This window comes from Candidatus Regiella endosymbiont of Tuberolachnus salignus (assembly GCF_964020115.1).
GTDB lineage: Bacteria > Pseudomonadota > Gammaproteobacteria > Enterobacterales > Enterobacteriaceae > Regiella > Regiella insecticola.
Genome location: NZ_OZ026542.1, coordinates 575,837 through 592,182, shown reverse-complemented (window position 1 = coordinate 592,182; position 16,346 = coordinate 575,837). Strand labels below are relative to the sequence as shown.

The window sequence follows — 16,346 nt, the reverse complement described above, 5'->3', positions numbered from 1 at the left end:
TTCGAAGCGGTTTAATAAGGACATTGTGATGAACAAAAACCGGTACCGCGTTATTTTCAGTCAAGCCCGCAATATGTTGGTCGTCGTGGCTGATATCGCCCGTTCCAACCGTGCTAGTACATCGCCTGCGGCCGGGCTCGTTTATACCTTCAATCAGAGTGGAGGGGAGCAGCGAAGAGAAATCCAATGGATTGGCAAAATAAATGTGCTCAATATTGGAATTTTGCTGGCATTCGGTCTGATTCAACCGCTCAATGCCACTATTAGAGTTGATAATCATGCCCCGGCTAATCAGCATGCGACCCTGCTAAAAAGTGCTAACGGGACGCCACAAGTGAATATTCAAACACCGAGCGCGGGCGGTGTGTCACGTAACAGCTACAGCCAGTTTGATGTCGATCACAAAGGCGTTATCCTCAATAACTCACGCAAAATGACCTCGACCCAATTGGGCGGTTGGGTTGGCGGCAACCCGTGGTTGGCACAAGGGGAAGCCAAAATTATCCTCAATGAAGTGAACACCAGTGATCCCAGCAAGTTAAACGGTTATATCGAAGTCGCCGGGCAACAGGCACAGGTGGTGATCGCCAATCCGTCGGGTATTAGCTGTCATGGTTGTGGTTTTATCAACACACCCCGTGCCACGCTCACCACCGGTCAACCGCAACTGTACAACGGCAACTTGACCGGTTTTAACGTCGAGCAAGGCGAAGTGATCATCGCGGGTACAGGGATGAACAGTTCACAGCAAAATTACACCGATATCATTGCCCGTTCGGTGAAAATTAACGCTGGGCTATGGGCGCAGGATCTGAAGATTACGGTGGGAGCCAATCAGGTAGATGCGGCGCATCAGAAAATTAATAAACAGCATCAAGATCACAAGACACGCCCGGATCTGGCGATAGATGTGGCACAGCTCGGCGGCATGTATGCCGGCAAAATTCGCCTGATGGGGACTGAAAAAGGGGTAGGTGTACATCATGCTGGCATGATAGGTGCACAGGCCGGTACGGTGGTGATCACCAGTGAGGGGAATATTGAAAATAGTGGCAAAATCCATAGTCGCGGTGATCTGACATTGACGGCAAAAACCACTATCAACAACAACCGTGGTGAACTGTTATCGGCCAGCAATATGAATATTACCAGTGATAGCGAGCTGCAAAACAGTGGCATTATCGCCGCGCGTAAGCACACACAGATACAGGCGGGCAATTTTATCGGCCGCAAAGGCAGTACGCTGATGGCGGGTGCCAATTTCGGCGCAACATCCCCTGATTCCGAGCAACAAAACCGCCATAATCTTAGCTTGACTACTTCTGGTCGTCTGGTGATGCAAGGAAAAAATATTGCGACAGGGAATATTCATGCGCGAGGACAAGATATCGATGCCAGCCACAGTCAAACATCAGCAAAAAATGTGCTGCTGGAGGCACAACAAGGCGAGCTCATCACCGCGCAGGCGCAAGTAACCGCGCTGCAACAGCTGACCGTTAGCACTCGCAGACAACTGAACAACGACGGCGGTGCGCTGATCGGCAACAAACTGACACTCAGCGCCCAGGCATTGTCGAATCAACAGGGCAAAGTCATTCAGTTTGGTGATAACGATTTAAGGTTACATCATCAAGGAAAGCTCAATAACCGTGGGGGGAAGATTGCGAACCAAGGCAAAAATCTCTCGCTCAATGCTGCGCAGATTATCAATCAAGACGGGCTGATCCTGCACAATGGTGATGGAAAATTAACGGTAGAAACCCCTCAGTGGCAAGGGAAGAATGGCAAACTGCTATCCAACGGTCAACTTCATCTTAGCGGTGGCCACTACCAGCTACAGGGTGGCAACACAGAAGCACTGCAAATCAATGTGGAGACACAAAGCCTGTCTAACCGTGGGGGGCGGCTGGTGCAAAGCGGTCGCGGCAAGATGGTGATCCATACCCAACAGGCGATAGATAACCAGAAAGGTTACCTGGCCGCGAACGGCAAGATCACACTGAACGCTGCCACTTTACATAATCAAGGAGGATCGGTGATCGCCGCGCAAAAAGGCGATTTAAACGCTACTATCAAGGGTAAAGTGGAAAATCAACGGGGCATGATCACCACGGCAGGTGATATTGATTTTAACAGTGGCGCGCTGAATAACGACGGTGGTTTATTGCATGCGGGCGGCAATTTCCTGCTGGATACACAGGGACAATCGCTGAGCAATCGTTTGAGCGGTGCGACTGGCGTCATTCGTAGCCGGGGTCGCTTAGAGATCAAAAGCGGTGCGCTGGACAATGAAAAAGGCAGGCTGATCGCTAACGGTGATATCCGGTTGCAAACCGGCACCCTTAAAAACAGCCAGGGTATTCTGGTGAGTGGACAGCAGCTCACTCTCGATAGTTTGGCACTGGATAACAGCGGTGGGTTATTACAGTCTGGGGGCGATACCACTATCAACACACACGGACAACGACTCGATAATAGCTATAAAGTCAATAAAGGCAGAATCATTAGTCAGGGCAAGTTGTTAAAAATCAACAGCGGCGCTTTGGAAAACCAGCAAGGCATTATCGTCAGTTTTGGTCAGTTTACCTTAGAGAGCCATTCGTTAAATAATCAGCAAGGCGCCTTGGCGTCAGCAAACCGGTTACAGGCTACCACCCTGGTACTCAATAATCAGGGGGGGGTGATCGAGTCCGATCAGAAAATGATCTTAAATACTCAAAAACAACAGCTTGATAACCGTAATAAAGGAAAGATTACAGCCAACGACTTCCTTCAGATAACCAGCGGCGATTTTCTAAATCAGGCGGGTACCTTGTTAAGCCGTGATGGTGCCAGACTGGAGGTTGCCGCGCTGGATAACAGCGGCGGTAAATTAACTGCGTGGAAAGCCTTGACGCTTTATGGCAAGGCGATCGATAACAATGATGACGGCCTGATACAAAGCGGTGGTGAGCAATTAAACATTACCAGCGACAGCCTCAGTAACCGTCATAACGCTACGCAGGGCGGGATCCGCAGCCAAGGGACGATGACCATTGAAACCGGTACGGTGGATAATACTGCTGGCCTGATCATCAGCGATAAAGATCTAAAACTGACCAGTGCCACAGTCGATAATCAGCAGGGCACCGTCATTACTCATGCCAAACTCAATGCCACTACCCTCGGTCTGGATAACCAAAATGGATTGATAAAATCGACCGGTGACTTACATTGGAATACCCAGCAACAGAAAGTAAAAAACCAAAGTGGCACCTTGCACAGCCTGAGTTTATTACATCTTGATAGTGCTGATCTCAACAATCAACAAGGTACCCTCAGCAGCGTCGGTGCTCTCAAATTAAACAGCCAGGCGCTGGATAACAGCGGCGGTTTATTATTCACTGAGGGTGAGGCCACCATTAACACCTACGGACAACGGCTTACTAATAACTATAAGGTTAATAAGGGTAGGATCATCAGCCGAGGTGCATTAAAAATCAACAGTGGTATCCTGGAAAACCAGCAGGGTCTGATCGGCAGTTTTGACAATGTTACTTTAGAAAGCGGCACGCTAAACAATCGGCAAGGTATTCTGACGTCGAAAAAAACGCTGTTCGCTATCACGAATGCACTGGATAATCAGGGTGGCACGATCCGATCCGATCAAGAAATGACCTTAAATAGCCAAAAACAACAGATTGATAACCGTGAGCAAGGAATCATTAGCGCCAATAAAAACCTGAAAATAACCAGCGGCGATTTTCTAAATAACAGTGGCACGGTGTCAGGCGGTGATACCGCGCAGCTTGATTTTGCCCTGCTCGACAATCGCGGCGGCACAGTGAACACGCAGAAAGCGTTAACACTCGGTGCTGGCCGGATCGACAACGACAATAATGGCCTGATACAAAGCAGCGATAGATTAAACATTACCAGTGACAGCCTCAGTAACCGTCATAACGCTAAACAGGGCGGGATCCGTAGCCAAGGGGAAATGACCATTGAAACCGGCGCGGTTGATAACACTGAGGGGTTTATTTTTACCGATAAAGATCTAAAACTGACCAGTGCCACAGTCGATAATCAACAGGGCACCGTCATCACTCATGCCAAACTCAATGCCACTACCTTCGCTCTGGATAACCAAAATGGATTGATACAATCGACAGGTGACTTACATTGGGATACCCTGCAGCAGCAGGTAAAAAACCAGAGTGGTACCTTTCACAGCCAGGGTTTATTACATCTTGAGAGCGATAAATTCAACAATCAACAAGGCATCCTCAGCAGCGTCGGTGATCTCAAATTAAACAGCCAGGCGCTGGATAACCGTGGCGGTAAATTAGTTGTTGAGAAAGCCTTGACGGTGAATGGCAAGGTGATCGATAACGATGATGATGGCCTGATAAAAAGCGGTGACCAATTAAAAATCACCAGCACCCGTCTCAATAATCGCAATAATGCTCAACAGGGCGGGCTCCACAGCCAGGGAGAAATGACCATTGAAACCGGCGCGGTCGATAACACTAAGGGGCTTATCCTTACCCAACAAAATTTAAAATTGATCGGTGCCACAGTCAATAATCAGCAGGGCACCGTCATCACCCAGGCCAAACTCAATGCCACTACTCTGGAGCTGGATAACCAAAACGGATTGATACAATCGGCAGGTGACTTACACTGGGATACCCAGCGGCAGCAGGTAAAAAACCAGAAAGGCACCTTGCTCAGCCTGGGTTTATTACATCTTGATAGCGCTGATCTCAACAATCAACAGGGTACCCTCGCCGGCGTTGGTGATGTTAAATTAAACACCCGGGCGCTGGATAACAGCGGCGGTTTATTAAAGACTGATGGCAATGCTACCATTAACACCCACGGACAAAAACTCACCAATAACAAGAATGCGGACGAAGGTGGCATCATCAGCCGAGGCCAATTAAACATCAACAGTGGTGCGCTGGAAAACCAGCAAGGCCTGATCACCAGTTTTGACAAGCTAACCCTGGAAAGCGGCACGCTAAATAATCGGCAAGGTATTCTGACATCGGCAAAAGCGCTGTCCGCCACAACGCAAGCACTGGACAATCAAGGCGGCGCGATCAAATCCGCTCAAGAAATAATCTTAAATAGCCAACAACAACAGATTGATAACCGTGAGCAAGGAATCATTAGCGCTAATAAAAACGTGAAAATAACCAGCGGCGATTTTCTAAACAACAATGGCACGGTGTCAGGCCGTGATACCGTGCAGCTTGATGTTGCCCTGCTCGATAATAGCGGCGGCACAGTGAACACGCAGCAAGCGTTAACACTCGGTGCTGGCAAGATCGACAACGACAATGATGGGCTGATAAAAAGCGGTGATACCATGAACATCACCAGCGCCAGCCTCAGTAACCGTCATAACGCTACACAGGGTGGGATCCGCAGCCAAGGGACGATGACGATTAAAACCGGCGCGGTGGATAATACTGCTGGCCTGATCGCCACCAATAAAGATCTAACACTGATCAGTACGACAGTCGATAATCAACAAGGTACTGTCATCACCCGAGCCAAACTCAATGCCACTACCCTCGGTCTGGATAACCAAAATGGATTGATACAATCGGCAGGTGACTTACACTGGAATACTCAGCAGCAGGGTATAAAAAACCAAAAAGGCACGGTACGCAGCTTAAGTCAATTACGACTTGATAGCGCTGACATCTCCAACCAGCAAGGCAGGTTGGAAGCGAAAGGTAAGTTCAGCATGACGGTTGATAAATTACATAACGATAACGGGGGGCAGATTATCGGTGAACAAGCCATGAGTTTGCACACCGCCAATCTTGACAATCAACAGGGAAAAATTGAGGCATTAGGCAACCTGTTGCTCGATAACGTGCGAGCCAGTGTGGATAATACCATCAATAACAGCGCCGGATTGATCCGCAGCGCCGCGGGCGTCACCTTAAATTCTGAACAGCTTATCAACCAAAACACACAAGGCAATGATCAGGGACTAGAGGGGCAATCGCTGGTAATCAATACCGATACCCTCAACAATCAACGTGGACGCATACGAGCCAAAAGACAGATCGCTATCACCAATGCAGGGACACTGGATAACAGCGAGGGGCTATTGATTACAGATGAAGGCGCGACACTGAACGGTAAGGCGCTCGCGCTGATCAACCGTGCCGGTACTGTACAAACCGGTCAGTTAATGGATATCAATGCCCAGCGGTTGGAGGGAGAAGGGCGACTGCTGTCAGGGGGGGATATTAATCTGATCAGCAAACAGGACATCACCCACCGTGGTGAAATCAACGCCAAGGATAACCTTAACCTCAGCACCCTGGGCAACATCATCAACAGCGGCAAGCTCTTGGCGGCGAACAACCTCGATTTACAGGCCAACCAGCTGATTAACAGTGTCAGCGGTGAAATTAACGCTGGAAAAAATGCCCTGACTGTCAAACAAATTCTAACCAATCAAGGGCTGATTGACGGACGAGACGTCCTGTTACAGGGCAACCAAATAAACAACATCGGCACGGGGCGTATCTACGGTGATGCGATCAGCGCACAAGCTACCACCTTCAATAATCTGGCCGCAAACGGAACCGCGGCGACCCTGGCGGGACGTGAGCGAGTTGATATCGCTACCCAGACTCTCAACAATTTTGATCACAGCCTGATCTACAGTGACGGTGATATGACGATCGGCGCAGCACTGGATGAAAACCATCATGCCATTGGCAAAGCGAATAGCGTGAACAATCGCAGTTCAACCCTCGAAGCCGCAAAAAACATGATATTGTCGGCGAATCAGATTAACAACATTAACGATCACTTCACCACTGAACTGGTTACCACCGGAAACGAAAAAAAGCAGGAATATCAATACAGAGGTGCCAATAAACGTTATCAGCCGCATGAAGTAAAAATTAGACATGACGAAGTGGCACACCTGAATACCATTGATGGTGATGAAGATAATTACAGCCAATTTGACTTTACTCGTACGGTACAAGAAACACAGATAAAAGAAAGCGATCCGGCAAAACTCATTGCCGGGGGCGATCTAACCCTCTATACCAACCGATTATTAAATGATAAAAGCCAGGTGGTGGCGGGGGGCGCCTTAGCCGTCCATGCTCAGAATGTGGACAACGTGGACATTGCTGGCGAACGGCACATTACCGATGCCGGTACGGTAACATATTACTACCGCATCAAACGCAGCGGGACAGACAGTCAGGGAAGTTACACCACGGCCTATACGCCGCCGACTGAAATCCAGCAGATGACGCTTAAGCCCAGTTTGTTGATCGATCAGGGGCAAAGTGTAGGCAATTCGATTGCTATTCGCCCCTTCACGGCGTCTGATGTCAGCCTTGCACAGGCTGATACCGGCACGGTTAACACGGCGGTCAACGGAAGTCATCTACCGGCGACGCTGAAATCGCTCTCTGGTGATGATTTACCCAAGATCAAGTCACGTACAGTACGCTCTGTTACACGACAAACCCCTGGAACACCTTCAATGACACTCCCTTCAACAGTCATGCCCTCAGTGACATTACCTGCAACTGAATTACCGTCGAGCGTTGCGACATCAGCCGAAATATCACCTACGGCATTACAGCTACCTAAATTGCCCTCCGTTGCCATCCCGTCAACGGCTTTACCCTTAGCGCCCACTCAACCGCTCAACTTGCAACCGGGTCAGGGTTTTACCGTGGCAAGCCACGTTGATCCGCAACAGGGAACTCGGGCAGAAACAGCGGTACATATTACTGCGCCAGACACCCGTTTACCCAACAACAGCCTATTCCAGACGGCTCCATCAGAAAAAGCGCACTACCTGATAGAAACCGATCCGCGTTTTACACAGAAAAAACAGTGGTTAGGCAGCGATTACATGCAAAAATCCCAAGCTAATAATGCGGATGCGACACTTAAACGCTTGGGCGATGGTTATTACGAACAACGTTTGATCCGCGAACAGGTGAGCAAACTGACCGGTCAGCGCTATCTTGACGGCTACCAAAACGATGAACAGCAATTTAAAGCGTTGATGGATGCTGGGGTGGCCTTCAGCAAACAATACAATCTACAAGTGGGTGTTGCGTTGTCGCCAGAACAAATGAGCCTATTGACCAAAGATATGGTTTGGTTAGTGAAAACAACGGTTACCCTGCCAGACGGCAGTCAACAAAAGGTCTTGGTGCCACAGGTATATGCCCGGTTAAAAGCCGGAGACTTGGCTAGCTCGGGTGCACTGCTGGCGGGCAAAAGCGTCAATCTGAACGTGAATAACACCTTATTCAACAGTGGTCAGATCGCTGCGAGTGAAGGGGTGAAGGTCAATGCTAACAACATCACCAACCAGATGGGGCTCATAAAAGGAGCGGAGGTGGCGCTTAATGCTGATGGAGATATCAATCATCTCGGCGGCAGGATCCAGGGGCAGCGCTCCCTGAAGCTCAATGCTGGTGGCGACATCAACGCCCTCAGCAATACCCGTACGGTGAAAAGCATGAATGCGGCCAATCGCTTTGAACGCACCACCATTGATCGCATGGCAGGGCTATACGTCGAGGGGCAGGATGGCAAATTAACGCTCCAGGCCGGTCGTGATATCAAACTGAAGGCTGCCCAAGTGATTAACCGCGGTGAAAAAGGTCACACCTTGCTCAGTGCAGGGCGTGACATTCATCTTGGCGCCGTCACAACCGCCAGTCGCGATAAACTTATCTGGAACGCGGATAACAGTTTGGAACAAGGCGACAGTCAGCAAATCGGCAGTGACCTTATCGGCAAAGGGGCGCTTACACTCAAGGCCGGTCAAAATATCAACGCGCAAGCGGCGACGCTGAGGGCGGATAACGCGCTGACCCTGAACGCGGGGCAGGATATCCAACTTATCGAGGGCATCCGGCATAGCTACCTTGATGAACATCATAAAATCAGTGGCCGTAGTGGAGGGGGTGGAAAAATCACCACCACGACTCATGACAGCCTGGATCACCAGAGCGCACAAGGCAGCAGCTTAAGTGGCGACAGTGTCAAGGTAACGGCGGGTAAGGATCTGCTTGTGCAAGGGAGCAACATAGCAGGCACACAGGATGTCAATCTGCTTGCCGGCCGTGATCTCAACATCAGCAGTGCAACGGAACGTTATCGCGAAAAACATTTTAAAGAAGAAAAGAAATCGGGCTTCATGAGCAGCGGGGGGATCGGCTTTAGCTACGGCCAACAGCGCGTAAAAAGCACGCAGATGACAGAGGGATTAAGTCATAAAAGCAGCACCCTTGGCAGTGTTGACGGCAAACTTACTCTCGATGCGGGTAACGAGGTAGCCGTGACGGCTTCTGAGCTGATTGCCGGTCAAGATATCCTGCTCAGTGGCAAAAACATCAACATCACGGCGGCGCAAGATAAAAAAAATGAGACTTATCAGCGAGAAGAGAAAAAATCAGGCCTGACACTGGCGCTCTCGGGTGATGTTGGCAGTGCCGTCAACACGGCGGTAAAAACAACGCAACAGGTAAATGAGATAAACGACCCTCGCCTTGCAGCGCTACAGGCGACCAAAGCCGCCTTAAGCGGCGTACAGGCGGTACAAGCAACACGGCTGGCAGGCAATGACAAGAATGCCACCAACAGCGTAGGTCTAACGCTCTCTTACGGCAGTCAATCCTCTTCATCCACTCAGCAGAATGAAGAACAGCGTTCACAGGGCAGCAGCTTAATAGCCGGGCGGGATATCGGTCTGTTTGCGGCGGACAGGGCAACAGTGGCAGCGGAGAGTCAAAGCGATATCCTGTTACAAGGCAGCCAGTTGCAAGCAGGAGAAAATATCATTCTGCAAGCACAGCGAGATATTCACCTAGTGGCGGGGCAAAACACCGAACAACAGAGGGGAGAAAATCACAGCCGCGGCGGCATGCTGGGCATTGGCATCGGTGTAGGTTCAAGCGGAGCCGGTCTCACCCTGTCTGCGGGGGTCAATCAGGGACGCGGTGTTGATAACAGCACCACCACCACTGCCACTGAAACCTTAGTGAATGCAGGACAACAGCTTGACTTGATCAGCGGACGCGATGCCAATTTATTCGGTGCACAGGTTAGCGGTGAAAAAATACAGGCCGACATCGGCCGCCATTTATCGCTAAAGAGTCCGCAAAACAGCGCGCATTACGATTCGAAACAACAGCACAGCGACATCAGTGGCAGCCTGACCCTGGGCACGATGAACGGCTCAGCCGCGGCTAATTTGAGTAAAGAGAAGATGCGCAGCGACTACCAGTCGGTAAAGGAGCAGAGCGGACTTTTTGCGGGGAAAGGGGGCTTTGATATCAACGTCGGGGAACATACTCAACTGGAGGGGGCGGTGATTAGCAGCAGGGCGCCGGCGGATAAAAATCGGTTAGATACCGGCACCCTGGGCTTTAGCGACCTCGACAATCGTGCCGACTTTGCCGTAGAACAACACAACATTGGTATTAGCACTGGCGGTGGCATAGGTGATCAGTTCGCCGGCAATATGGCCAATAACCTGCTGAGCAATCAGAATAACCAAGGGCATGCGCGTTCAACGACGCAAGCGGCGGTGAGTGAAGGGGCGTTGATTATCCGCAATCAAGATAAGCAACAACAAAACCTGGCTGAATTACGTCGTGATGTGGAACAGGCTAACCCGCATCTCAGCGCGATCTTCGATAAAGAGAAAGAGCAGCAGGGGTTAAAAACCGCGCAGCTACTCGGGGAGATTGGCAATCAAGCGAGCGACATTGCTCGCACGGAAGGATCGATAGCAGCAGAAAAAGCGCAGAGAAATCCGCAAGCACGTGAGACAGCAAAAGCTGCGTTGGTTACAAAAGGCAATCTGTCCCCTACGGAGACACAAATTACCGAACAAGCCCGTCATACCGCGATGGCCGATTACGGCACCGGCAGCCCGCTCCAGCAAGGCCTGCAAGCCGCCACTGCTGCAATACAAGGGTTAGCAGGGGGAGACTTGAAATCGGCCATTGCAGGCGGCTCAGCGCCCTACTTGGCCGAGGTGATTAAAAAGACCACACCAGATGAACCCAGTCGAGTGATGGCGCATGCGGTGGTAGCAGGGGCACTGGCGCAGATGCAAGGGAATAACCCTGTTGCAGGCGCTTCTGGCGCTGCTGCTGGAGAAATCGCTGCCAGCGTGATCAAAGCGCAGCTGTATCCTGATAAAAACGTCAGCGCGCTCAATGAAAACGAAAAACAAACCGTTAGTACCCTATCTACTTTAGCCTCTGGGCTGGCGGGTGGCATTGCAGGCGACAGTACTGCCAGCGCGGTTGCCGGGGCGCAGGCGGGTAAGACGGTGGTGGAGAATAATTATCTGGGTGCGATTGCACAGGGCGGAAAGCTGGCGGTTGAAGGATGTACGAAAACGCCCGCCTGTCGCAATAAGCTGATTGAAGGCGGTCTGGGCGCGTTAATCGGTGCCGGCAAAGTGACCTCGGCGGTAGAACAGCTATCAGATAATCAGAAAACTAACGTGATGCTGGCCGCGATCTCAGGCAATGCGGATCTGATAGAGAAACTGTCAGGGGCAGAACGAAAAGCCTATGACGAGCTAAAAAGCAATCAAGGACTTATCACCATCTTTCCCACGCCAGAGCGCGATCCGACAGGCGGCAAGCTGGTGAATCCGATCCCCGATCAAAACAAAGGAATCGCGCTGATAACGCCGGATCAGAGTGGCGCGCAGGGCGCGAGTCATACGGGGAATAAGGATGGCTTGCTGGATACGGGAATAACGACTACCACGACACCTATTGCTGATGCACCGAGTAGGGATGAGTTGGTTTATACCGCTGATAAATATAAGCCGAATCAAGGTGCAGTTGGAAATATGGGTGAGTTCTTTAAACAACCGGGCTTTGGTAGCGAAGTTAAAGATAATTCACGTAAAACGAATCGGCAATATCAGGGGCAGAGTGTTTATAAATCAGATAAGCCGATTGGTGATTTTATTAAGAAAGGTGATCAATTGTATTTAGATGCTAAACATAAAAATCATATAGAAGTATTTGATAGTACAGGAACAAAAGTGCAAGCAGTGCTTAACCTTGATGGTTCATATAATGATGCAAAAACTAAGGCAGCCAGAGCTGAAGGACGAAGATTACCAAAATGATTGATATCAGTGTGTTGGATAAATTCAAAGATGCTTATTTAGAGTTATTAAAACAGAGTGCAGGCAAAGGAATAGATGAAGATGAGCTTTATTTGGCAGAAGATTATTCAATTGCCAAAAGTATTCAACAGGATATTAAAAATCTCAATTTAACAATTGAGCTATTTTTTAAGGCGAAAGAAAATAACGATGGATTAGCAATGCAGGCAGCTTTGTTACGAATATCGACTTTTTTATCGGGAATTTATGGAGTTCTTGAGCAGACAAGAGAAGATATTGATCGCTTCACCCGAATTCCTAATACCGCAGATTTCCCTGAAGATTATAAGATCCCGGAGCATTACAACTATCCGATTAAATAATAACTAATCCAGGTATGAGAATACAATTAATCCCGCCCTTGTAGCGGGATTTCACTTCAGTCAGTTACCCCTCATTCGCCAGCCGGATGAGCAGCTGCCCCTGTTGGGTGATCACCTCGATCTTCTGTCCGGTGTTGAAACCAAACTCTGTCATCCAGTGCCCCTTCAGGGTAATGGACGGCGAGGGGTTAAATTTCCGCTGGTCACGGATATAGCCCACGGTATAACGGCGGGCTTGGGTTGTGGCGGTTTCTGACGTAGAATTTGCTTTAGCCATAGTAACTACTCCTATTAGTTGCTTGTGGTTAGTGGCTTGCCAGTGTTGACGCACTGGCAAGCTACGTTAGTTTATAATCTTCGTTTATCTATTATCTCTCTGAGCTTATCGTGTCTAACCGCCATATCTAAAAAATGGCAGATAACCTCCTGATCTTCCTGTTTAAGTAAATCAGTTTGTTTACATAATTCTTTTAACCGCTTGTTTTTAATGTCAAAGATAGGACTTGATTGCCCTTCCTCACCCAGTAATAAATGGTCAATGCTGACTTCAAGTATTTGTGACAATTTAATGATGTAATCGAATTGGGGTTTGGCTTGTCCCTGCTCCCACCGTCCTATCATACGGGGTTGAATATCCAATAGGTTAGCCAGAGCTAATTGAGTTAGCTGCCTTGATTTACGGATATTAGCGAGGTTTTTACCGAAGTTCACCATAGACAAACATAGCCAAGTTAGTTGTTTGTTCCACATGGTAAATACCCTCTTAAAAATTAACACTTGAAAGCATCTTACAGTCCTGTTTAAAATAGGTCAATAAAGACCTTGACGTGTTTTTTAAGGAAACGAGACATGCCCCGCATTCCCACCAGAGAGTTAGAACATTTAAAACGCGATGTTTCATTGCTCGCACTGGTTGAATCGCAGGGGCATAAGCTACGCAAGCAAGGCAAGGATTACGTCATGCTGTGTCCCTTCCATCAGGAGAAAACACCGTCATTGGTGATCAGCCCGGTTAAAAATCTGTATCACTGTTTTGGCTGTGGGGCGGCGGGGTCGGTGATTGATTGGCTGATGAAGACGCAGTCGTTGTCATTGCCGCAGGCGGTGAAGGTGCTTCAGGGGGAGGGGGTGGTATCAACCTCTTCTTTAGCGGCTGCGGTGCCTCAGCCGCGGTTGCTGGATGTCGATGAATCCGGCCAGGCGCTGCTAAATCAGGTGATTGATCATTATCACCAACACCTTCTTTCCTCGCCGGAAGTCTTAGCCTGGCTGGAAAAGCGTGGGTTAACGCATCCTGAAATGATCCGTTATTTTAAGCTCGGTTATTCCAATCAAACCTTGCCACAATTACTGCCCTCCCCCTCGAGCAAAGACGGAAAGGTGCTGCGTGAGCGGCTGGTGAGCGTAGGGGTGCTGCGGGAGACAACCAAACAAGAGCATCTGCGCGGTTGTTTTGTCGTGCCGGTGATTGGCAGCGCGGAAAGTCATGCGGTAGCCCAACGTGGCCGGGTATTGCAACTTTACGGGCGACGGATAGGGGTGGATAGCCAAATTAGAAAGGGCAGCGCTAAGCATCTGTATCTGCCTTCGCCGCTCACTGGGGTGTGGAATGAATCGGCGTTAGTGGGGTCGGATGAAATTATCCTGTGTGAAGCGCTGATCGATGCCCTGACCTTTTGGTGTGCGGGGTTCCGTAATGTGATCAGTAGCTACGGGGTGCAGGGTTTTACGCCAGATCATCTGGCGGCGTTGCAATCTCACGGCATTAAAAAGGTGTTGATCGCCTATGATCGCGATGAAGCGGGTGATGTGGCGGCACAAAAATTAGCCTCGGAGTTGCTGGAGCGGGGTATCGAAGCCTGGCGAGTGCAGTTCCCGAAAGGGTTAGATGCTAATGACTATGCGGTAAAAAGCGGCAATGCTGAACATGCGTTAGGGCTGGCGTTGCAACAGGTGCGGTGGATGGGGCAGGGCAGTGAGCCGGGTGGGGTTTTTTTCCATGAAAAGCCGATGGTAGAAGCCACCTCTTCTTTAGCCGCTTTGCCAGAGGTGGCCGCAGAACAAACGGCCAGCGGAGAAGTGATTATCCCCTTTGGGCTGCGAATATGGCGAATACGCGGCTGGCAGAAAAATCATTCGTCTGAAGTGATGAAAGTTAACGTGCAGGTCAGGGATAACGGCAGCGGGGCGTTCCATGTGGATCAGCTGGATATGTACGCTGCCAAGCAGCGCGGTGTTTATGTCAAAACGGCGGCGCTGGAACTGAGTTGTGATGAAACCATTATCAAACGTGATCTGGGTCGGGTGTTGCTAAAACTGGAGCAGTTGCAAGATGCGGCGTTACAGGCGGCGTTAGCGCCAAAAAATAGCGCAGTGACGGTCTCGGCTGAGGATGAATCGGCGGCGCTGGCGCTGCTTAAATCGCCTGATTTAATCGACAAAGTCGTTAAGGATTTAGCTTCCTGCGGCGTGGTGGGCAAATCCAGTAATTTACTGGCTGGTTATTTAGCGGCAGTCTCGCGCAAATTAGAACGACCACTGGCAGTGCTAATCCAATCTTCTTCAGCAGCAGGAAAATCGAGCTTAATGGAGGCAGTGCTGGGCTTGATCCCAGAAGAAGAGCGGGTGCAATACTCAGCAATGACCGGGCAGAGCCTGTACTACTTAGGTGAAACCAATCTGCAACATAAAATCTTGGCCATCGCCGAAGAAGAAGGGGTGCGCCAAGCGGCTTATGCACTGAAATTACTGCAAAGCGACGGCGAGTTGAAAATCGCCTCGACCGGCAAAGATGAGCAAAGTGGTGATTTAATCACCCGTGAATATACGGTGAAAGGTCCGGTAATGCTCATGCTCACGACCACCGCCATCGATGTGGACGAAGAGCTATTAAACCGTTGCTTAGTCTTATCGGTGAATGAATCGCGCGAGCAAACCCAGGCCATTCATGCGTTGCAACGGCATAAGCAAACGCTGGCAGGACTGTTGACGAGCAAGGAGCACGATTATGTTAAAAATCTGCATCAAAACGCCCAACGGCTGTTAAAACCGCTCAATGTGGTGAATCCCTTTGCTAGCCAGCTGACTTTTTTATCCGACAAAACCCGCACCCGCCGTGACCATATGAAATACCTGACGTTAATCCAATCGATCACCTTGCTGCATCAATATCAACGAAAAATCAAAACAGTGAATCACCGTGGCAAGCCGTTGGAATACATTGAAGTAGAGCGATCTGATATCGCGCTGGCGAATCGGCTGGCGCACGAAATATTAGGCCGCACACTGGACGAAATGCCGCCGCAAACGCGCAAGCTGTTGGTGCTGTTACGCGAGTGGGTGCAGATCGAATGCCAACGGCAGGCTATCCAGCAAAATGAGCTGCGTTTTACCCGGCGTGAAGTACGCGAGGCGCTGAGCTGGGGTGATACGCAGCTGAAGGTACATCTAGCCCGGCTGCTGGAAATGGAATATCTGTTGCTGTTTCGCCGTGGCTTAACTTATGAATATGCGTTGCTGTGGGACGGTGAAAATAATGATAGGGCGCACCTGTGCGGGTTACTGAACCTGAGCAATGATGAGGGCGAAAGCCCCCGGTCGGGGTATGAAAATCTTCAGTCGGATAAAGACAGTCATCTGTCGGTATCAGGTCGGACTTCAGTCGGTGGGGGGTCGGTGAATGAAAAAGTGACTTCAGGCCATGCAGCACAAGGCATTGTTGATGAAGCGGTCGGACTGGAGCAAAACGCAGTAATCAGGGAAAATAAAAAATTGCTTTCGGAGCCTGCTGCCCTTAATAGTCATATCACTACAGGAGAATGAGA

At 49.8% G+C, this 16,346-nt stretch carries 5 protein-coding genes; 3 read left to right on the top strand and 2 right to left on the bottom strand.

Annotation, left to right across the window (positions count from 1 at the left end):
• The first annotated feature begins 28 nt into the window (after positions 1 to 28).
• Positions 29 to 12,160 carry a hemagglutinin repeat-containing protein gene (locus tag AACL30_RS03010; protein ID WP_339057767.1) on the top strand — a complete coding sequence of 4,044 codons (12,132 nt, stop codon included), beginning with the start codon at positions 29 to 31 and terminating at the stop codon, positions 12,158 to 12,160.
• On the top strand, positions 12,157 to 12,522 hold the full coding sequence (locus AACL30_RS03005) for a hypothetical protein (RefSeq protein ID WP_339057766.1): 366 nt from the start codon (positions 12,157 to 12,159) through the stop codon (positions 12,520 to 12,522). The genes AACL30_RS03010 and AACL30_RS03005 overlap by 4 nt, the downstream gene beginning before the upstream one ends.
• Positions 12,523 to 12,586: 64 nt before the next feature.
• Here AACL30_RS03005 and AACL30_RS03000 read toward each other — a convergent pair whose 3' ends face one another.
• Together AACL30_RS03000 and AACL30_RS02995 are read right to left on the bottom strand one after the other, a co-directional pair.
• Entirely contained in the window at positions 12,587 to 12,799 is a 213-nt protein-coding gene (locus AACL30_RS03000) for a SymE family type I addiction module toxin (RefSeq protein ID WP_339057765.1), read from the bottom strand.
• Positions 12,800 to 12,870: 71 nt separating this feature from the next.
• Positions 12,871 to 13,272 carry a helix-turn-helix transcriptional regulator gene (locus tag AACL30_RS02995; RefSeq protein ID WP_339057764.1) on the bottom strand — a complete coding sequence of 134 codons (402 nt, stop codon included), beginning with the start codon at positions 13,270 to 13,272 and terminating at the stop codon, positions 12,871 to 12,873.
• A gap of 99 nt (positions 13,273 to 13,371) precedes the next feature.
• Between AACL30_RS02995 and AACL30_RS02990 the strand changes: the two genes are divergently transcribed.
• A complete protein-coding gene (locus AACL30_RS02990) occupies positions 13,372 to 16,344 on the top strand; it encodes a CHC2 zinc finger domain-containing protein (protein WP_339057763.1) in 2,973 nt (990 codons plus the stop codon).
• Positions 16,345 to 16,346 lie beyond the last annotated feature (2 nt).

Excerpts from the sequence above, each read along its gene's own strand:
- AACL30_RS03010 (WP_339057767.1), top strand. The coding sequence starts at position 29 with ATGAACAAAAACCGGTACCGCGTTATTTTCAGTCAAGCCCGCAATATG.
- AACL30_RS03005 (WP_339057766.1), top strand. The coding sequence starts at position 12,157 with ATGATTGATATCAGTGTGTTGGATAAATTCAAAGATGCTTATTTAGAG.
- AACL30_RS03000 (WP_339057765.1), bottom strand. The coding sequence starts at position 12,799 with ATGGCTAAAGCAAATTCTACGTCAGAAACCGCCACAACCCAAGCCCGC.
- AACL30_RS02995 (WP_339057764.1), bottom strand. The coding sequence starts at position 13,272 with ATGTGGAACAAACAACTAACTTGGCTATGTTTGTCTATGGTGAACTTC.
- AACL30_RS02990 (WP_339057763.1), top strand. The coding sequence starts at position 13,372 with ATGCCCCGCATTCCCACCAGAGAGTTAGAACATTTAAAACGCGATGTT.